The organism is Aquilutibacter rugosus (assembly GCF_036541335.1).
Lineage (GTDB): Bacteria > Pseudomonadota > Gammaproteobacteria > Xanthomonadales > Xanthomonadaceae > Aquilutibacter > Aquilutibacter rugosus.
Genome location: NZ_JAZHBO010000002.1, coordinates 581,096 through 600,089, shown reverse-complemented (window position 1 = coordinate 600,089; position 18,994 = coordinate 581,096). Strand labels below are relative to the sequence as shown.

At 58.7% G+C, this 18,994-nt stretch carries 17 protein-coding genes; 9 read left to right on the top strand and 8 right to left on the bottom strand.

Annotated elements, in window-relative coordinates:
* Positions 1-5 precede the first annotated feature (5 nt).
* From metG to V3390_RS08040, 3 genes are all read right to left on the bottom strand, one after another.
* Positions 6-2,069 carry a methionine--tRNA ligase gene (gene metG, locus V3390_RS08050; RefSeq protein ID WP_331704045.1) on the bottom strand — a complete coding sequence of 688 codons (2,064 nt, stop codon included), beginning with the start codon at positions 2,067-2,069 and terminating at the stop codon, positions 6-8.
* Between the two features lie 106 nt (positions 2,070-2,175).
* Positions 2,176-2,622, bottom strand: a complete 447-nt coding sequence (locus tag V3390_RS08045; protein WP_331688791.1) for a DUF2147 domain-containing protein — start codon at positions 2,620-2,622, stop codon at positions 2,176-2,178.
* Between the two features lie 183 nt (positions 2,623-2,805).
* On the bottom strand, positions 2,806-5,439 hold the full coding sequence (locus V3390_RS08040; RefSeq protein WP_331704044.1) for a TonB-dependent receptor domain-containing protein: 2,634 nt from the start codon (positions 5,437-5,439) through the stop codon (positions 2,806-2,808).
* Positions 5,440-5,874: 435 nt separating this feature from the next.
* Here V3390_RS08040 and apbC point away from each other — a divergent pair, with 435 nt between their 5' ends.
* Both apbC and dcd read left to right on the top strand, forming a co-directional pair.
* Positions 5,875-6,714, top strand: a complete 840-nt coding sequence (apbC, locus tag V3390_RS08035; RefSeq protein WP_331688789.1) for an iron-sulfur cluster carrier protein ApbC — start codon at positions 5,875-5,877, stop codon at positions 6,712-6,714.
* Between the two features lie 79 nt (positions 6,715-6,793).
* Positions 6,794-7,360, top strand: a complete 567-nt coding sequence (gene dcd / locus V3390_RS08030; RefSeq protein WP_331688788.1) for a dCTP deaminase — start codon at positions 6,794-6,796, stop codon at positions 7,358-7,360.
* A gap of 10 nt (positions 7,361-7,370) precedes the next feature.
* Here dcd and V3390_RS08025 read toward each other — a convergent pair whose 3' ends face one another.
* Positions 7,371-7,787: an HIT domain-containing protein gene (locus V3390_RS08025; RefSeq protein ID WP_331704043.1), complete on the bottom strand. Its 417-nt coding sequence runs from the start codon at positions 7,785-7,787 to the stop codon at positions 7,371-7,373.
* Positions 7,788-7,856: 69 nt separating this feature from the next.
* Here V3390_RS08025 and rimO point away from each other — a divergent pair, with 69 nt between their 5' ends.
* Positions 7,857-9,188 (top strand): 30S ribosomal protein S12 methylthiotransferase RimO, encoded by a 1,332-nt coding sequence (gene rimO, locus V3390_RS08020; RefSeq protein ID WP_331704042.1) that lies wholly within the window; start codon positions 7,857-7,859, stop codon positions 9,186-9,188.
* A 2-nt stretch (positions 9,189-9,190) separates the two neighbouring features.
* Here rimO and greB read toward each other — a convergent pair whose 3' ends face one another.
* Both greB and V3390_RS08010 read right to left on the bottom strand, forming a co-directional pair.
* Positions 9,191-9,667, bottom strand: a complete 477-nt coding sequence (gene greB / locus V3390_RS08015; RefSeq protein WP_331704041.1) for a transcription elongation factor GreB — start codon at positions 9,665-9,667, stop codon at positions 9,191-9,193.
* Between the two features lie 2 nt (positions 9,668-9,669).
* Entirely contained in the window at positions 9,670-11,178 is a 1,509-nt protein-coding gene (locus tag V3390_RS08010; RefSeq protein ID WP_331704040.1) for a helicase HerA-like domain-containing protein, read from the bottom strand.
* 165 nt (positions 11,179-11,343) lie between these two features.
* Between V3390_RS08010 and V3390_RS08005 the strand changes: the two genes are divergently transcribed.
* On the top strand, positions 11,344-12,894 hold the full coding sequence (locus tag V3390_RS08005) for a transglycosylase SLT domain-containing protein (RefSeq protein WP_331704039.1): 1,551 nt from the start codon (positions 11,344-11,346) through the stop codon (positions 12,892-12,894).
* Between the two features lie 35 nt (positions 12,895-12,929).
* Here the strand turns inward: V3390_RS08005 and asd are convergent, their stop codons facing one another.
* Positions 12,930-13,772 carry an archaetidylserine decarboxylase gene (gene asd / locus V3390_RS08000; RefSeq protein WP_331704038.1) on the bottom strand — a complete coding sequence of 281 codons (843 nt, stop codon included), beginning with the start codon at positions 13,770-13,772 and terminating at the stop codon, positions 12,930-12,932.
* Positions 13,769-14,410: an SCO family protein gene (locus tag V3390_RS07995; protein ID WP_331704037.1), complete on the bottom strand. Its 642-nt coding sequence runs from the start codon at positions 14,408-14,410 to the stop codon at positions 13,769-13,771. The genes asd and V3390_RS07995 overlap by 4 nt, the downstream gene beginning before the upstream one ends.
* Positions 14,411-14,505: 95 nt before the next feature.
* Between V3390_RS07995 and prmB the strand changes: the two genes are divergently transcribed.
* The 5 genes from prmB to V3390_RS07970 are packed head-to-tail and all read left to right on the top strand — an operon-like array spanning position 14,506 to position 18,989.
* The gene (gene prmB / locus V3390_RS07990) at positions 14,506-15,438 is read left to right on the top strand and encodes a 50S ribosomal protein L3 N(5)-glutamine methyltransferase (RefSeq protein WP_331688781.1); all 933 of its coding nucleotides are present in this window, start codon (positions 14,506-14,508) and stop codon (positions 15,436-15,438) included.
* Positions 15,435-16,523, top strand: coding sequence for a chorismate synthase (gene aroC, locus V3390_RS07985; protein ID WP_331688780.1), 1,089 nt, complete (start codon positions 15,435-15,437; stop codon positions 16,521-16,523). The genes prmB and aroC overlap by 4 nt, the downstream gene beginning before the upstream one ends.
* Complete coding sequence (locus V3390_RS07980) at positions 16,520-17,539, top strand: aspartate-semialdehyde dehydrogenase (RefSeq protein WP_331704036.1); 1,020 nt, start codon at positions 16,520-16,522, stop codon at positions 17,537-17,539. The genes aroC and V3390_RS07980 overlap by 4 nt, the downstream gene beginning before the upstream one ends.
* Complete coding sequence (truA, locus tag V3390_RS07975; RefSeq protein ID WP_331704035.1) at positions 17,536-18,363, top strand: tRNA pseudouridine(38-40) synthase TruA; 828 nt, start codon at positions 17,536-17,538, stop codon at positions 18,361-18,363. The genes V3390_RS07980 and truA overlap by 4 nt, the downstream gene beginning before the upstream one ends.
* Positions 18,360-18,989 carry a phosphoribosylanthranilate isomerase gene (locus V3390_RS07970; protein ID WP_331704034.1) on the top strand — a complete coding sequence of 210 codons (630 nt, stop codon included), beginning with the start codon at positions 18,360-18,362 and terminating at the stop codon, positions 18,987-18,989. The genes truA and V3390_RS07970 overlap by 4 nt, the downstream gene beginning before the upstream one ends.
* Positions 18,990-18,994 lie beyond the last annotated feature (5 nt).

Genomic DNA, 18,994 nt, shown 5'->3' with positions numbered 1-18,994 from the left:
CAGGATTAGCGGACCGGCATGCCGGCTTCAGCGCCGTTGTCGGCATCGAGCAGGAACAGCGAACCGCCGTCAAAACCGGCCGACAGAATCATGCCTTCGCTCAGGCCAAAACGCATCTTGCGCGGTGCCAGATTGGCGATGAACACCACGCGGCGACCGACCAGTACCGAAGGATCCGCGTACGAGCTGCGGATACCGCTGAATATCTGGCGCGTTCCGAGCGCGCCGGCATCCAGTTCAAAGCGCAACAGTTTGTCCGAGCCCTCGACCGATTCGCACACTTTGACGATACCGATGCGCAAGTCGAGCTTGGCAAAATCATCGATACCGATGTGCGTCATAGCAGACTCCGAATCTGTAGCTACGGTGGGCGTTGCGCTCTTGTTCTTTGCAGGCTTGTTGGATGCCGTGGCCGACGCAGCATGCGATTGCGCCGGTGTGGCCAGTGCAACGGCGGTTGCGACATCAACGCGGCCACTCAGATTGCTGTACTTGCTGATCAGGTGATCAAGCAACGGTCGTTGGGCATCATCCCAGCTACTGATCGGGTCGTTGAGGAATGACTCCGCCTGCGCCGTCATTTGCGGCATCACGGGCTTCAGCGCAATGTTCAGAACGCGGAACAGGTTGCAGATTTGGGTGCAGACCAGATGCAGCTCGGCGAGGCGTTCCGGATCCTTGGCCAGCACCCAGGGCTTGCGATCATCGACATAGCGATTGGCTTCATCGGCCAGGGCCATGATCAGACGCAGGGCAGTAGCCGGTTCGTTGTCCAGATAGGCCTGACGCACAGCACCTAAGGCATCCGCAAAGCGTGAATGCATGGCTGCGTCGTCGAGTCGGTCGGCGAGACGGCCTTCGAAACGGGTCGTGATAAAACCGGCCGAGCGGGAGGCCAGATTGACGAACTTGCCGACAACATCGGAGTTGACGCGTTGGGCAAAGTCTTCGAGGTTGAGATCGACGTCATCAATTGCGCCGTTGGACTTGGCGGCAAAGTAATAACGCAGATGCTCCGGATTGAGCTTAGAGTCCAGGAAGCTGCGCGCAGTAATAAAAGTGCCGCGCGACTTGGACATCTTGGCCCCGTTAACCGTTACGTAGCCGTTGACATGCAAACGAGTCGGCGCACGCAAGCCGGAACCTTGCAGCACAGCCGGCCAGAACAGGCCATGGAAATTCACGATGTCCTTGCCGATAAAGTGATGCAGTTCCGCAACGGATTCGGCATTAAGGAACGAATCCGCATCAATGCCCTGTTGCTTAGCCAGATCTTTAAACGTGGACAGATAGCCAATCGGCGCATCCAGCCAGACATAGAGATACTTGCCCGGCGCATCGGGTACTTCAAAGCCGAAATAGGGCGCATCACGGCTGATGTCCCATGCACGCAAACCACCCTCGGCGCGCAACCATTCGGACAGCTTGGCTTTCACGGGATCGATGGCGACGTCGCCGCTGAGCCACTCGCGCAGGAATACAGTGAACTGGCCGACTTCGAAGAAGTAATGTTCCGATTCACGCAACTCCGGCGTGGCGCCGCTCAGTACGGAAATCGGATTCTTGAGTTCAGTAGGCTGATAGGTGGCACCACAATGTTCGCAGTTGTCGCCATACTGATCCGCTGTGCCGCAGTTGGGGCATTCGCCTTTAACGTAACGGTCCGGCAGGAACATGCCCTGCTGCGGATCGTACAGTTGTTCTACCGACCGGCTAGTGATGTGCCCGTTGGCACGAAGGCGACGATAGATCTCGGTAGTCAGCTCCAGGTTGGATCCGGCATTGGTGGATCCGAAAATGTCGAAGTCGACATTGAACGCGCTAAAGTCTGCGGCATGCTCAGCCTGAATCCCGCCGATATAGGCCTCGGGCGTCAGGTTCTGTTTTTGTGCCGCCAGCATGATCGGTGTGCCGTGGGTGTCATCAGCACAGACAAAGTGCACAGTACGCCCCTCAAGCCGCTGAGCGCGGACCCAGATGTCGGACTGAATATAGCCGAGCAAATGGCCCAAATGAAGCGGTCCGTTGGCATACGGCAGGGCAGCGGTGACGAGGGCAGGTACGGTCATGTGTCGCAGAAACTGTGGGAAAGACGCCCATTATCGCATGTAGGCCCAAAAACAAGGCCCGCAATTGCGGGCCCTGTCAGCTAAAAATGCTAGCTCCGTGTGCAGATCAGTTCTGACGCTGCCACACTTGAGTGCGACCCAGCAGCGAGACGCCCATAAAGCCGCGCACTTGCATGGACTTGCCGTTGGCGGCCGGGGTCATCTTAACCGAATAGGTCTTGCCCGTTGCCGGATCCAGGATTTGGCCGCCATCCCAGACCGAACCGTTCTTCTTGACGTTGGAGATGATGGTCAGGCCCTCGATCGGCTTGTTCTGGTTAGAACCGGTGCATTTCTTGCAGACCGGATGTGGACCTTGATCCGATTGCAGAACCTTGATGACCTTGCCTTGCAGCACGCCGGCGTTGTCCGTGATCTCTACGACAGACTTTGGCTTCTTGGTGCTGTCGTCGATAGTGACCCACTTGCCGACCGGGGTCGATTGAGCCATAGCAGCAAACGAGACCGCCATAAGAGGTGCGGCGAGCAGGGCGGCAACGATCTTGGATTTCATTGTGAAACTCCTTGGTATGGCGTGCAGGGACGTCCGGCACATAGTTCATTTATACCGTAAATTTTCGATGAAATGCATGTATCGAACGTTCATTTGACTGCGGGACAGCCAGATAAACCGGCAACAACAAAAAGCCCGGCAATTGCCGGGCTTTTTGCTACGTACATAAAACCTGTTGATGACTTAGAAGCGGTAATTTGCTTCCAGGCCCACAGTGCGGCCAATCATATCGTAGAAGTAGTACTGGTACGGATAGCTGTAGTAGGTCGGATCCTTAACGCCGTGATTGTCGAACACGTTATTAACCAGCAGTCGTACGCGCAGGTTATCGGTGATGTCACGCGATACCGACATGTTGTGACGGATGAAGGGCTTGCCACGACCGCTGAAACCGTACGGATTGCCCGCGACTGCAATCACGGTCGGATCCCAAATCGGCGACGAACCGCGGCGGGTGACACCCCAGTTGGCCTGCCAGCCGCTCTTGGTCCAGCTGGTGCTCAGCGAAACCATGCTGCGCTGATCCCAGTTGCTGTTCCAGTCACGGTAATGATCGACTTGTGCAATCGGGGTCAGTTTCTGCGTCTGATCAAGAACATGGGTCCACTGCAGCGAACCGGAGAAGGTGCCCCAGTTTTCCGTGCGCTTACGATAGTTGATGCGTCCGTCGAGACCGCGGGTCCCAATAAAAGCGAGGTTGATCGGACCAGAGCGGATTTCCGAGATGTTGCCGGTAATCGGATCGCGTTCTACGCGCGGCAAGGTGTTCTGGCAGAACTGCGAGTCGAGCGCATACGGATAGGCAGTGCCGTTCGCATACTTGCCGGTGCGGCAGCCCAGGTCAGCCTCGAGAATGGAAGCGCCGGACTGGACGGAAACTACATCCTTCAGGCGGATATCGTAGTAATCCAGAGATAGCGACAGATCGCTATAGACATCCCACACGAAACCTGCAGTCCAGGAGGAGCCGGTTTCTTCACGAAGGCCCGGCTGGCCTTCAGAAGTCGTAAATGCCTGATAGTTATATGCCCCGCCTGCGCTTTGGCATGCCACTGCAGTCAGGATGCCGTTTTGAACGCACTTGTAATAGTCCGTGATGCTACCGAACGAACCTGAGCGCTCCGAGAATACATAGTGCATGTCGGGAGCCTTAAAGCTCGTCGAGTAGTTGCCGCGAATCAGCAGATTCTTGAACGGACGGAATTCAATACCTGCACCCCAAGTCTTGGCATCGTTCACTTCAGTGATGTCATCGTATTTATCGATGCGGCCGGCCACGTTCAAAGTCAGGAAGGTTGCAAGCGGGAATTTGAATTCTGTACCTAACGCGTAACGATTACGCTTACCGCCACCGCCGGTACCGGTCAGGTTATAGATTTCACGCACGTCGGGGAAAATCCGGCGGTCGCTTTCCAGCTTATATTCCTGATGCGAGGCCTCAACTACAGCCGCAAATCCGGCAGTGCCGCCCGGCATCTTAAACATGTCACCGCTGATGGAGAACGACGTTGACGCGTTTTGCGAGTTGCCGTCGTAATGAACCATCGTCGACATCTTGGCGTAGTCTTCTGCCGAAATCGGGCCGTAGAAACGATCCAGATTCAGGGCGTAGATCGGAATGCCGGCGCCAACCACACCCGGGTTGGTGGTTGCAGTCGTCGTACCCAGACGTGGGCCGAGGAAATAATCCTTTGCACCTTGCACCGTCATGCGCGGACGATCACGAATAGCCTTGTATTGGGCGCCGCCAATTTGCCAATCCCAGTCAAAGCGATCCCATAACGTGCCGCTCAGGCCCATCGAAAGATCGACCGAACGTTCATTGAACTTCTGGAAAGTACCTTCCGAACCGCCGTAGGAAGCCGGCGTAATGGCGCGAATCGGGAACAGGCGCATTTTGAGGTTGGGGTCGTAGATCTGGCCGTTGGGTTGCGGACCGCCAAACCACTGTTCGACACCGCCGCCCAATTTGCCTTTGGACTGGAATGCCTGGACGGTTGCCCAGCCTTCGACATTGTCTGTGAAGCGGAAACGTCCATGCAGATAACCGGAAAGGTCACGAGTGCCGTTGGCAACCGTTTGCTCGGCAACGTAACGGTCGTAGCCGCATGCAGGGCCCAAGGTGTTGCCGGTGCTGGAGCTGGTGTAGGTCCACTGACGATAAAGCGAGTCTGCCGAGCAATCGCGACCGGTCGGCATGATGTAGCCGCCGGTAGCACCGGTTGCGGTGATGCGACGCAGCTGAATACCAATCGGCGGTTGGTAACCGCCCACGCCGTTACCGGGAACCAGGGGGAACGTACCCGGAGGAGCGGGGTTGTCTGCTGCTGAGTCGAACTCCTCACGTTCCCAGGCAAACAGCGGGTCCGCGTTATACGACTGAACGGCCCAGGTCAGCGAGCCGCGATCAAAACTCTTACCACCGACGTATTGCACATCCAAGGTGTTGCGACCGCCATCAGTCGATGTAGTAGCACGTGCCTTGATGCTGTTGGCATCAAAGTTCGTCTTGAGCACTACATTCATTACGCCGGCGACGGCGTCAGAGCCGTAAATGGCCGAGGCGCCGCCCGACAGAATCTCGATGCGCTCAATGGCAGCAGACGGCAGATTGTTGAAATTCTGGAAGTTGCTGCGGCCGTTGTAGGGGAACGGATAGTCGTTCGCACGACGGCCATTGATCAGCAACAGCGTACGGCCCGGACCCAGACCGCGCAGGTTGACGACCGATGCATTCGGCGTGAAGCCGCCATTTGCATTGAAGTCATTCTGGCCGAAGCCGGTGTTCATGCTGACGTTCTGCAGGGCCTCACGCACGGTGTTGTAGCCTTACTTGCTGATGTCGTCCGACGTCAGGATTGTGACGGGTGAGGGGCCCTCAACTGTTGCGCGGGAGATGCGAGAACCGACGACCTTCACCTTGCCGACGTTTTTTGAAGCTTGACCGGGAGTGCTTGTGCTCTCCTGTTCCGACGTAGATTGTGTTCCGGACTGCGCATATGCGGGCAGAGCGGCTAAAGCCGCTATCGAGGCAGCAACCGAGGTTGCCAGTAAGGTGGGACGGATCGCCATGTCTGAATGAATCCTTCTTCTCGTGTCAGTGTTATCGGTTCATAAACGTAACCTTAACGTGAAGTTACCACGAAAATGAACCCCGGTTAAGCCGCGGAATGAATTTGTTTGCGAATATCCGTTTTGGCGGTTTCCGCCGACTGGCCTACAATGAATTTTCACTAATCCACACTCATTCGTATGGTATTGCCACGCCACCAGGTCCAGGGCGAACTCACCCCACTTCCCGCCATCCGCAACATCATTGCCGTCGGTTCCGGCAAGGGTGGGGTGGGCAAGTCCACCACGGCGGCCAATCTGGCCGTCGCCGCTGCCCAGCGCGGTTTGCGGGTGGGCCTGCTCGATGCGGATATCTACGGCCCGAGCATTCCGACCATGTTGGGTGTTTCCGGTCGGCCGGACAGCCCGGACGGCAAGCACATCGAGCCGCTGCGAGCCCATGGCTTGCAGATCATGTCGATCGGTCTGCTGGTCGAATCCGACACGCCCATGATCTGGCGCGGGCCGATGGCCACTTCGGCACTGAGTCAGCTGCTGAACGACAGTCTCTGGGACGATCTCGATCTGCTGTTCGTCGATCTGCCGCCGGGCACGGGTGACATTCAGTTGACGATGGCGCAGAAAATTCCGGTGGCCGGCGCCGTCATCGTCACCACCCCGCAGGAAGTTGCCACACTGGACGCACGCAAAGCGCTGCGGATGTTTGAGAAGGTCGAGATCCCGGTGCTGGGGCTGGTTGAGAACATGTCGCTGCATATCTGTTCGAACTGCGGTCATGCCGAACCCATCTTCGGTGAAGGTGGCGGTGAGAAAATGGCGGCGGAGTACCAGGTGCCCTTCCTCGGGCAGTTGCCATTGCAACGGCGCATTCGCGAGCAGGGCGATGCCGGTGTGCCATTGGTTGTAGCTGAGCCAGAGTCCGAGGCCGCCCAAGCCTATCAGCGGGTGCTTGATGCAGTACTCGAAGCGTTGTCGGCGCGTCCCAAGGTACGGGGCACTCTGGATCTCAATCTGGCCTAACAAATAGACGAGCAGTGGCCCGCTATACTGTGGCCACTGACGCGCAACTTACGCACTGCCCCGGAGCAATCTTTTAGTTATGAGTATCAAGAGCGACCGCTGGATCCGCCAAATGGCACAGGAACACGGCATGATCGAGCCGTTCGAACCCGGCCAGGTAAAGCAGGTCAACGGCGAACGCATCGTCAGTTACGGCACCTCGAGTTACGGCTACGACGTGCGCTGTTCGCGTGAGTTCAAGATCTTTACCAATATCAACTCGACCATTGTCGATCCCAAGCATTTTGACAGCGGCAGTTTTGTCGATGTGGTCGGCGATGAGTGCATCATTCCGCCGAACAGCTTTGCGCTGGCCCGTACTGTTGAATATTTCCGGATTCCGCGCGATACCTTGGTGGTCTGCCTGGGCAAGAGCACCTATGCGCGTTGCGGCATCATCGTCAACGTGACTCCTCTCGAGCCCGAGTGGGAGGGACATGTCACGTTGGAGTTCTCCAATACCACGCCGTTGCCTGCCCGCATCTACGCCAACGAGGGTGTGGCGCAGATGCTGTTCTTCCAGTCCGATGAAGTCTGCGAGACCTCCTACAAGGACCGCGGCGGTAAGTATCAGGGTCAGACCGGCGTGACGCTGCCACGCACCTGATCGGTGCGTCTCAGGCCGCGGTGAGACCCGGTATGGCGGCGCGCAATTCCTGCAGAAGCAATTGCGCCGGCGAGTAGGGTTGCGCTTGTCCGAGGCCCCAGACCGACTTGGGCCAGGCGGCATCGCTTTCGTTGCGGCCAATGACGTGAATATGCAGCTGGGGCACCATATTCCCCAGTGAGGCCACATTCAATTTCTGATAGGGCGCGCACGTCTGCAGTGCAGCAGCGGCTGTGCGCACTTCCTGCATGCATTGCGCCAGATCATCGGCGTCCAGATCGGTGAGGTCACGGAGGCCGTTCGCGCGCGGCACCAGAATCAGCCAGGGGTAACGCGAGTCGTTCATCAGCAGGACGCGACAGCGCGCCAAGTCGCCCACAACGAAGGTGTCGGCAGCCAGTTGCGGATCCAGTCGGAAGGGAGTCATGCGGATTCGGTCGGGGAGATAGGTCGTCAATCGTATAATAGGCGATTCTCTGATGACCCCAGTATTCCTATGAGCGCCGCCCAACCCAAAGTCGGATTCGTTAGCCTTGGCTGTCCTAAGGCACTGGTCGACAGCGAACGCATTCTGACCCAGCTCAAGGTCGAGGGTTACGACCTGGTCCAAAGCTACGACGATGCCGACGTGGTCGTCGTCAATACCTGCGGCTTTATTGATTCGGCGGTGCAGGAGTCGCTCGATGCCATTGGCGAAGCGATTTCCGAGAACGGCAAGGTCATTGTGACCGGCTGTCTGGGCAAGCGCCCCCAGGATATTCTGCAGGCACACCCGCAAGTGCTCTCGATTAGCGGTCCGCAGGATTACGGCTCCGTCATGAATGCGGTCCACAACGTAGTGCCGCCCAAACATGATCCCTTCATTGACTTGCTGCCCGACTACGGCCTCAAGCTGACTCCCAAACACTACGCCTATTTAAAAATTTCCGAAGGCTGCAACCACCGCTGCTCCTTCTGCATCATTCCGAGCATGCGCGGTGACCTGGCGTCGCGTCCGGTCGACGACGTACTGCGCGAAGCCGAGAAGCTCGTGCGCGGTGGCGTTCGCGAACTGCTGGTAGTGTCACAGGACACGTCGGCCTATGGCGTGGACGTGGGCTATGCACCCGGCACCTGGCACGGTCGCGAATATCAGACCCGCATGAAGTCTCTGTGCGAAGGCCTGGGTGAACTCGGTGTCTGGACGCGTCTGCACTACGTGTACCCGTATCCGCATGTCGATGACGTCATCCCGCTGATGGCGGAGGGCAAAGTGTTGCCGTATCTCGACATCCCGTTCCAGCATGCCGCGCCGCGCATCCTGAAACTGATGAAGCGTCCCGGTGCCGTCGATAAGCTGCTGGAACGGATTTCCAACTGGCGTTCGATCGCTCCTGATCTGACCATTCGTTCGACCTTTATCGTCGGTTTCCCCGGCGAAACCGAGGCCGAATTCGAGATGTTGCTGGACTTCCTGCGCGAAGCGCAACTCGATCGCGTCGGAGCCTTTACCTATTCGCCGGTCGAAGGTGCCAAGGCCAACGAACTCCCGGACCCGGTGCCGCCGGCCATCCAGGAAGAACGTCTCGCCCGATTCATGGAAGTGCAGGCCGAGATTTCCGCCGCGAAACTGCAGGCCAAGGTCGGCACCATTCAAACCTGCCTGGTCGATGAGGTCGAAGGCGATCTCGCCATTGCCCGCAGTAAGGCCGATGCGCCCGAGATTGACGGTCTGGTGCAGATTCAGAACGGCTTTGAAGCCGGACTGAAGCCCGGTGATTTTGTCGACGTCGAAATTATGGGCGCGGACGAGCACGATCTCTACGGTGAAGTTCCGTTCGACGACTGAATTCAGTCGCCGTATCGCACATCCAGAATGCTGAATTTGGCAGCGCCTGAAGGCAGCTGCACGGTGAACTCGTCATCGACTTGCCGTTTGATCAGTGCGCGCGCCATCGGCGAATCCACGCTGATCTGACCCGTGGGGGCATCGGTTTCGTCGGGTCCGACAATGCGATACCGCACGACAACGCCGGTGCCCAGATTTTCGAGTTCCACCGTGGCGCCGAAATAGATCCGGTTCGGATCGGCGGGCTGCTGATCCACCACTTTCAGATCCGGCAGGCGCTTGCTTAAGTAGCGCACGCGACGATCGAGCTCACGCAACTGCTTTTTGCGGTAAATGTATTCCGCGTTTTCGCTGCGATCGCCCTCAGCGGCTGCAGCCGACAGCGCCCGAACAATTTCCGGCCTCTGCACGCGCCACAGTTCATTGAGTTCATTTCGAAGGCGCTCAAAGCCCTCGCGTGTGATCAGACTTGTTGCCACAGTTAGCGACGGCTACCACCAAAGATGCCGCCGAGCACGCCGCGCAAAATCTGACGGCCGATCTGGCTGCCGACAGTGCGTGCGGTTTGCTTGGCCATGGATTCGACTACGCCCTGACGGCGACCGTTGCCCCAGAGGATGTCGCTGATGACGCCGCCATCTTTTTCTTCGGCGGCCTCTTTCTTGGGAGCGGCAACCGGAGCATCGGTCGCACCGGTTCGCGTATCGGCACGCACAGCCAATTTTTCAGCTGCAGATTCACGATTCAGTAGCTGATCGTATTTGGCACCGATCGAGCCGGAATCGCGCGTCTGCTGACGTTCTGCAGCCGTAACCGGTCCCAGTCGGCATTCCGGGGGTGCAATGAGCGTGCGTTCGACCGGAGTCGGGATGCCGCCGTCCTTCAGAACGGAAACCAACGCCTCACCGGTGCCTAGCTGAGAAATCGTAGCGGCCACATCCAATGCAGGATTCGGAACAAAGGTGTCAGCAGCAGTTTCTACGGCCTTTTGATCACGCGGAGTAAAGGCGCGCAAGGCATGCTGCACGCGATTGCCCAACTGGCCGAGAATTACATCGGGCACGTCATCGGGATATTGCGAGCAGAAATAGATGCCGACACCCTTAGAGCGGATCAGACGCACTACCTGTTCAACGCGATCCTGCAGCGCCGGCGGGGCATCATCAAAGAGCAGATGCGCTTCGTCAAAGATAAAGACCAGTTTCGGCTTGTCCAGATCGCCAACTTCGGGCAACGTCTCAAACAGTTCCGACATCAGCCACAGCAGAAAGCTCGAATACAGACGCGGTTTGAGCACCAGCTGGTCGGCCGCAAGAATGTTGACGACACCGCGGCCATCGGCCGTTGTGCGCATGATGTCCGAGAGCTCCAGCGCCGGCTCACCAAAGAAGGCCTCACCGCCATCGCTTTCCAGTCTCAGCAGGGAACGTTGAATGGCGCCGATTGATTGTGTGCTTACCAGACCGTACTGCGTCGAGATGTCTTTACGTTGCTCTGCAATCAGATTCAGCACTGCACGCAGATCGGCCAGATCCAATAGCAGCAGACCGCGATCGTCCGCGAGCTTAAACAGAATGTCGAGCACACCGGCTTGCGTGTCATTGAGTTCAAGAATGCGTGCCAGCAGCGTAGGGCCGATCTCGCTTACTGTGGCCCGCACCGGATGACCGAGCTTGCAGTACAGATCCCAGAATGTCACCGGACTGGCTTTGGGCGAATACGAAGTCAGATTGAGCAGCGCCACGCGCTCCTGAATCTTTGCATTCGCAGTTCCGGCTTGAGAAAGGCCGGCGACGTCGCCTTTAACGTCTGCAATAAAAACGGGAACGCCGATCTTGGAGAAGCCTTCGACCAGGGTCATCAGCGTCACGGTCTTACCGGTACCGGTGGCGCCTGCAATCAGGCCGTGGCGGTTGCCGAGCTTGGGCTCCAGATAGACATTGCCGCTTTCAGGCGTGGTGACGGATTTACCAAGAAGAATGGGATCCATAAGTAATGCAGTTCCGCTATGTCGAGTTGAAAACCCAGTGTACGGATACGCTCGCCCGACTGCCACCCTGAATGCCTGAATCCGGATTCAGGCACTGTGCTTGAACCGGCCCGAAGGCAGGGCTACCCTAGAACGTTCCTCTGCCCACCGCGAGAACCCGCCGTTTTGAATTGCCGACCTCACGCTCTAGTCGCCCTGGTACTGGCCGCTTATCTCGCATTGCTCCCGAATACGGGCACCGGTGCGCCGCGCAAGGCCAAGTCTGCAACCACTTCTGCCACGTCCACTGCGGCTGCCGATTTTGATCGGGCTGCTGCCGAGTACCGGCAAGGGATTCAGGATCTCGCCGATGGAGATGAAGAGGCCCGCACTCAGGTCGATGCATCACTGGCGCAGATCAAACAGGTATTGGAGCGTTGCGGTCAGGAGCACGGTTGTGATTTGGGTGCGCTGATGTCGCGTTACACCGAGCTTCTGCGATTCAGTGCCGCATCGGCCGCCGGCGATGAAGTCGTCGGCGAAGACGAAGAGAACCAAGGCGAAGGCGTCAGCCGCGCCTTCAATCCGAATGTTGTCGGTAACGGTTCGCAACGCTCCGCTGCAGAGCTGTTGAGCGAGCGCCGTGCCAAGTTCACTGAGATGGTGCAGTTCAATCCTGCGATTCAGGCCGGCATCCGCAAATGGCTGACCGACATGCGTCCGGCATTGATGAACTCATATGAAAACTATCAGTACATTCGGCAATATGTAGCGCCGGCGGCAGAACAGCACGGTCTGCCAGAAGCGCTGATGTTCGGCATCATGGCCAAGGAATCCAATGGCAAGGTGCATGTATCTTCGCGCGCGGGTGCCGCAGGTCCGTTCCAGTTCATGCCGGCAACGGGTCGTCGTTTTGGTCTCGGTAATGACGGTACGGGCTTTGATACGCGATTTGACCCGCGTGCCTCCTCGCAGGCTGCAGCCGAGTATCTGGCCGAGCGGATGGGCGAGCTAAACCGGTCCATTGAGTTGGCGCTGGCAGCATACAACGGTGGCGAAGGCCGTGCCCTGCGCGTGTACAAGGCCTCTTCCGGAGCCAATTTCTGGAATCAATCGGTCTACGATCAGTTTCCCGCCGAGACGAAGGACTATGTTCCGATGGTTATCGCCGCGGCCTGGATCTATCTGCATCCGCGCGAATACGGCGTGTACTTTCCGCGCGTCAGCGCAAGACCGACGACCTTCCGCATCGATCGTCCTACTTCGCTGTATGAACTGACAATCTGCCTCGGTAATCGTGGCAGTCGCGACGGCTATTTCCGCGCCCTGCGGAACCTCAACCCGCGCTGGGAGGCCGATTCCACGATTCCTGCCGGCAGCGTGCTGAACGGCACGACGCGCATTGCTTCGCTGTATCGCAACTACTGCAGGTCCGGTGAACGCGCCCAGCTCACTCAGCAGCTAATGAAAAGCCAGGTCCGTAACGCCATTGTGCGTGTAGGCAATTTCAAGACAGTGGAGACAGGTGGTGTGGCAGTTGCCACTGATGCCGGAACCAGCGTTTCAACGCCGCCGGCGCCGACCACTTACCGTGTGCAGACCGGCGAGACGCTGAACTCGGTGTCCCGCAAGTTCGGCTGCAGTGTGCCGCAGCTCGCACGCGCCAATGCGCTGAGTACAACTTCGCCATTGCGCGTTGGTCAGACCCTGGACATTACGGTCTGCAAGGACCGCTGAGTGATCGTTAACGCGTAAAAAACAGGTGCGGCAAGTTACAGTCGGCGAGCCAATGGCTCGCCGAGTCGCACGGGCGTTTCGGCAAGCAAGGACGGATCCAGTTGTGCGGCAGCCTTCGGCAACAGCACGATGACTGTGGAGCCATAGTTGAATCGTGCCATTTCGGCAAAGCGCTCGAGCGTAATGTTCCGGTCGCGATAGTCCTTGCGGCGGATGCGATCGCCGTACTCCGGAATCTCGACGCCACTCCAGACGGTCTCGACGCCGGAGACCAGCAGGGCACCAACCATGACCATGGCCATCGGTCCGAAATCGGTATCGAACATGCACACGAGACGCTCGTTGCGCGCGAACAGGCCATCGACCGTACTGACCGCGTCAGGTCCGACGCTAAACAGGCGACCGGGCACATGCAGCGTTTCCGTCAGGGTGCCGGTCCAGGGCATGTGCACGCGGTGGTAATCCTTAGGTGACAGGTACACCGTGGCAAATACACCATCGTGGAATGAGGCGGCCAGCTGTGCATCGCCCAGCAATTGAGTCGCCGTAAACGATTTGCCCTTGGCCTGAAAAATCGTGTCGCCGGCGATGGGCCCGCATTGGCTGATACGGCCGTCGGCCGGTTGGGTCAGCACGTTCGGATCGGCAGCAGGGCTGCGCGCGCCATCTCGCAAGGCACGTGTGAAGAACGCATTGAACGTCGGGTAGCTGTCCGGATCGGGGTTGGCGGCCTCATCCAGATTGACGCCGAACTTTTGCACGACGGCGTGAATCAGCTTGGTTTTTACGCGCGGATCGGTCGAGTAGGCTAGGCGTCGTGCCACGCCGGAGAGTGCGCGATGGGGCAGGGCGTATGTCAGGTACGTCAGAAGGCTCATCGACGTTCTCCATGTTGCGTCAGTGCGATCAGATCGGCAGTCACGGCCTCGATATCGTAGGGCGATGATAGGACGCCGGCCATGCGGGCTTCCGGGTCCAGCAACGCGAGGCTGGCGGTGTGATCGACGCTGTACTGGTCCGCGGGTTGGCCGGGTTCCAGCGGTGCCCTCGCAAAGGTCATCGAAAGGCCTTGTGCGAACTGCTCGAGTGCCGGGATGTCGCCGGTCGCCGCCAAGGTGTCGCGATGGAATCCGTGAGCATAATCGCCGACCTGGTCCGGGCTGTCGCGTTCCGGATCGACCGACACGAACAACACGCGCGGACGGCTCGACTCCGGTAGGGCGGCCCATGCCTTCTGCGCTTTGGCAAACTGAGCCAGAGTCGTCGGGCAAACATCAGGACAATGCGTGAAGCCCAGGAACACCAAAGTCCAGTGGCCCTTGAGTTCGCCTTTGATCAGGCGCGTGCCATCGGACTGGCTCAACGAAAAGTCGGCCAGCTCGCGGCGCGGTTCAAAAAGACGGACCGCCGCCAGCTCCGGCAGACCGGCCTGCGAGGAGCCGGACAGTCGACCCGGCAGCTGCCATGCCAATAAGGCCGCGGCAATGCCAACAATGGCCGCCAAAACGAGACGCATATTCAAAGGAAACCTCCACAAGTACGGCTCACATCATACCCTTGGATGCCGCTTTGGCGGACTATAATGGTTGTTTGCCCACTCGGTAGGTAGCCGTGTCCCAATCCCTTCCGTCGTTTGAGTCTGTCACCCTGATTGATCTGATCCGTTTGGGTGCCACCCGGTTTCGCAAAGCGGAACTCACATTCGGCCATAGCTACGACAATGCAATGGATGAGGCCACTCAGCTGGTTCTGCATGCCTTGGGTATGCCGCACGATCTGAATCCCGTGTACGGCAATGCCAAAGTCACGGCCGAAGAAATGGCTGAGGTGCTGGAGCTGTTCCGCCGCCGAATCGAAGACCGCGTCCCGGCCAGTTATCTGACTGGTGAGGCATGGTTTGCCGGTCTGCTGTTCAAGTCCGATGCCCGCGCCCTGGTGCCGCGTTCACCCATTGCCGAACTGATCGAAGCGCATTTTCAACCGCTGCTCGGTGAGCGCGAGGTGTATCGGGCGCTCGACTTGTGTACGGGTTCGGGCTGCATCGCCATTGCGATGGCATTGCACCAGCCTGAGTGGATGGTCGATGGCGTTGATATCAGCGACGATGCACTGGAGCTTGCCGAAGAAAACCGCGAGCGCCTGATGTGCGGCAACGTGCAGTTCATTCGTTCGGATCTGTTCCGCGATCTGGGTGGAGAGATTTACGATCTGATCGTGACCAATCCGCCGTATGTGACGCACGAAGAAACCGACGCACTGCCCGCCGAATACTCGCACGAGCCCGAACTGGGTCTGCGCGCCGGCGATGACGGTCTCGACCTGGCGCTCAAGATTCTGCGCGATTCGCCCGATCATCTGTCCGATGACGGTTTGCTCATCTGCGAGGTCGGTGAGGCTGAACATGCGCTGGTGCGTCTGTTGCCCGACGTGCACTTCGAATGGCTCGGATTCAAAGTCGGTGACATGGGTATCTTTGCCATCACGCGCGAGGAAATGCTGGCCCATCACACGCAGATCAAGGCACTGGCCGATCAGCGCGAATGAGTAACCGATTCGGCAATCTGCTGTGCGTCACAACCTTTGGCGAAAGCCATGGTCCGGCCATGGGCTGTGTAATCGACGGTTGTCCGCCGGGTTTGACTCTGTCCGAGGCCGACTTTGCCGAAGATCTGGCGCGTCGCCGCACAGGTGCCTCCCGTCATACCTCGCAACGCCGCGAGTCCGATACGCCTGAGATTCTTAGCGGAGTCTATCAGGGTGTGACCACCGGCACGCCGATTGCCGTTCTGATTCGCAATACCGATGCGCGTTCACGCGATTACCAAGCGATTGCCGATCAGTTCCGCCCTGGGCATGCGGATTTCACCTATCAGGCCAAGTACGGCACTCGGGATCCGCGGGGCGGCGGCCGTTCCTCGGCGCGCGAGACGGTCATGCGCGTCGTGGCCGGTGCGGTCGCTAAAAAATGGCTGCAACAGCAGCATGGTATTCGCTTCGAATCGTTTGTCTGTCAGATCGGTCCGCATGTGCCGGGCGTTGTCGATCCGCAGGCCGCTTTAGTCAATGCCTTGCAGTGGCCGGATGCTGCGCAGGTGCCCGAGCTCGAGCAGTTTCTTGATTCGGTACGTAAGGCCGGCGACTCCGTCGGTGGCAGTGTCGAAGTTCGCGTTCACGGTGTGCCAAGTGGCTGGGGTCAGCCCGTTTACGGCAAACTCGATGCGCTGCTGGCGTCGGCTCTGATGAGTATCAACGCCGTCAAGGGCGTGGATATTGGCGATGGCTTTGCTTCGGCCGGACAATATGGCAGTGAGCATCGCGATGCCATCGCAACGACCGGTTTTCAATCCAATCATTCGGGCGGGGTGCTTGGCGGCATCTCGACCGGACAGGTGATCCGTTGTCGAGCGGCCTTCAAGCCGACCTCGTCGTTGCGGATCCCCGTCGATTCCATTTCAGCGCAGGGTGAACCTGTCCAGGTGGTCACCACCGGACGTCACGATCCCTGTGTTGCCTTGCGGGCGCCGATCATCTGCGAGGCCATGACGGCCCTCGTTCTGATGGATTTGGCGCTTGCGCATCGCGCGCAATGCGGCGATGTCCTTCCTTTTCAGTTTTCGGAGCAATCATGACTCAAGCAGTGACCGTTGCCGTAGTGGGTGCCACCGGCGCCGTCGGCGAAGCGATGCGATCCATTCTTGCGGAGCGCAAATTTCCCATCAAGGAACTCAAGCTGCTGGCATCGGAACGATCGGCCGGCGAGGTGATTCGTTTTGGCGGTAAGGACATTGTGGTACAGGATCTGGCGACCTTTGATCCGACCGGTGTGGATATCGCCCTGTTCTCTGCAGGAGGCGCCGTTTCCAAGGAATATGCGCCGAAGTTTGTCGCCGCAGGCGCGGTGGTAATCGACAATTCCTCGACCTTCCGCAATGACGATGATGTGCCGCTGGTCGTTGCCGAGGTCAATCCCGAGGCCTTGCGTGATCGTCCGCGTGGCATCATCGCCAACCCGAATTGCTCGACCATGCAGCTGCTGGTGGCCATTGCGCCGATCCATCGTCAGGTTGGTATTGAACGCATCAACATTGCCACGTATCAGTCGGTATCCGGTACCGGCGTCAAAGCGATGGAGGAACTCGGTAAGCAGACCGCTGCGCTACTGAATTTCCAGCCGCCGGCAGCCGAGGTGTATCCCGTGCAGATTGCATTCAATGTCATCCCGCACGGCGGCGATTTCATGGACAACGGCTACACCACCGAGGAAATGAAACTGGTGTGGGAGACGCGCAAGATTCTTGGCGATGATCGCATTCAGGTCAATCCCACGGTGGTGCGCGTGCCGGTGTTCTACGGTCACAGCGAAGCCGTGCACTTGGAGACGCGTGAAAAAATCACGGCGGCTGAGGCACGCGAGTTGCTGAGCACGGCTCCGGGTGTGGAGCTCGTGGATGAAATGGTGCCCGGCGGCTATCCCACGCCGGTCACGCATGCATCGGACGCCGATCCTACCTTTGTGGGCCGTATCCGCGAAGACATTTCGCATCCGCGCGGTCTCGATATGTGGGTGGTAGCGGACAACATTCGAAAGGGCGCTGCACTGAATGCAGTGCAGTTGGCAGAACTGGTGCTGAAAGAGCGGCAATGACGCGTTACGCGCTAGCCGTCGAATACGACGGTAGTGGATTCAGCGGGTGGCAGCGTCTGTCCAAGCTGGGTGCCCCCGAGGCTGACGTGCCGCGCAGTGTGCAGGCCGCTCTCGAAGCAGCGCTGCAGGGCGTTGCCAATGCGCCTGTAGACACCGTTTGTGCCGGTCGCACCGATGCGGGCGTTCATGGTTTGAGTCAAGTAGTGCACTTTGACAGTGATGCCCTACGCGATCCGCGAGCATGGACCTTGGGTGTAACCGGGCATTTACCGCCGCAAGTCGCTGCGTTGTGGTGTCAACCGGTGGCGGATGATTTCAATGCGCGCTTTAGCGCCGTCGCACGCCGTTACCGCTACCGTATCGTCAATCGCATTACTCGCCCCGGATTTCAGCGGCGGTTCCTGTCGTGGGAGCGGCGGCCGCTGGATACCGATGCCATGCACGAAGCAGCGCAAGCGCTTCTGGGTGAGCGCGATTTTTCGGCGTTCCGATCCTCACAATGTCAGGCAACCCATGCGTGGCGCAATCTGCAGTGGCTGCAGGTGCGCCGCCAGCACCAGCAGGTGATTGTCGATGTGCAGGCCAATGCCTTCCTGCATCACATGGTGCGTAATCTGGTCGGCAGCCTGATGATGGTCGGTTCCGGTGAGCGCGATGCGCAGTGGCTGCACGAAGTGATGGAATCCAAAGACCGGACCTTGGCCGGCCCGACCGCGCCGCCAAACGGCCTGAGTTTTATCGGACCTCTGTATCCCGCACAGTGGGGCTTGCCGCCGGATGTGACCTGGACCGATCAGATTGCCGATGGGTTTGCCTTCGCATGATGTCGACCTACGTCAAATTCTGCGGTATCCGTACTCCGTCTGATCTGAATTGCGCGGTTGCGGTAGGTGTCGATGCGATCGGTCTGGTACTGGCGCCGGAGTCTGTGCGCACGCTGTCCCTGCAGGATGCGGCGGCCCTACGCAATGCGGCGCCGCTCAGTCTGGACATCTTTCTGCTGGTGCGCAATGCCGATGCGGAGTTTATTCGCACGGCTTTGCATCTGATCAATCCCGGCATCATTCAGTTCCACGGCAATGAATCTGTTGAATTCTGTCGGCAGTTTGAGCGTCCGTATTGCAAGGCATTGTCGTCTAACGAGCCCGATTTGCACGGCCAAATTCGAGCGTACGACGATGCCGAATGGATCATTCTAGACGGCCATGCTCCCGGCGCTGCAGGTGGCTCCGGCATCGTCGGCGACTGGCAAATTTTCTCAGAGTACCTCGGCGAGCGCGGCATGCTGGCGGGCGGCCTGCACGCGGGCAACGTTGCCGATGCTTTGCGAGTCTCGCGCGCGACAGCGGTCGATGTCTCTTCGGGCATCGAATCGGAGCCGGGCGTCAAATCACCCGGTCGAATGGCCGCTTTTATGCAAGCGGTCCGTTCGGCACATCAGGAACATTAAGTGGA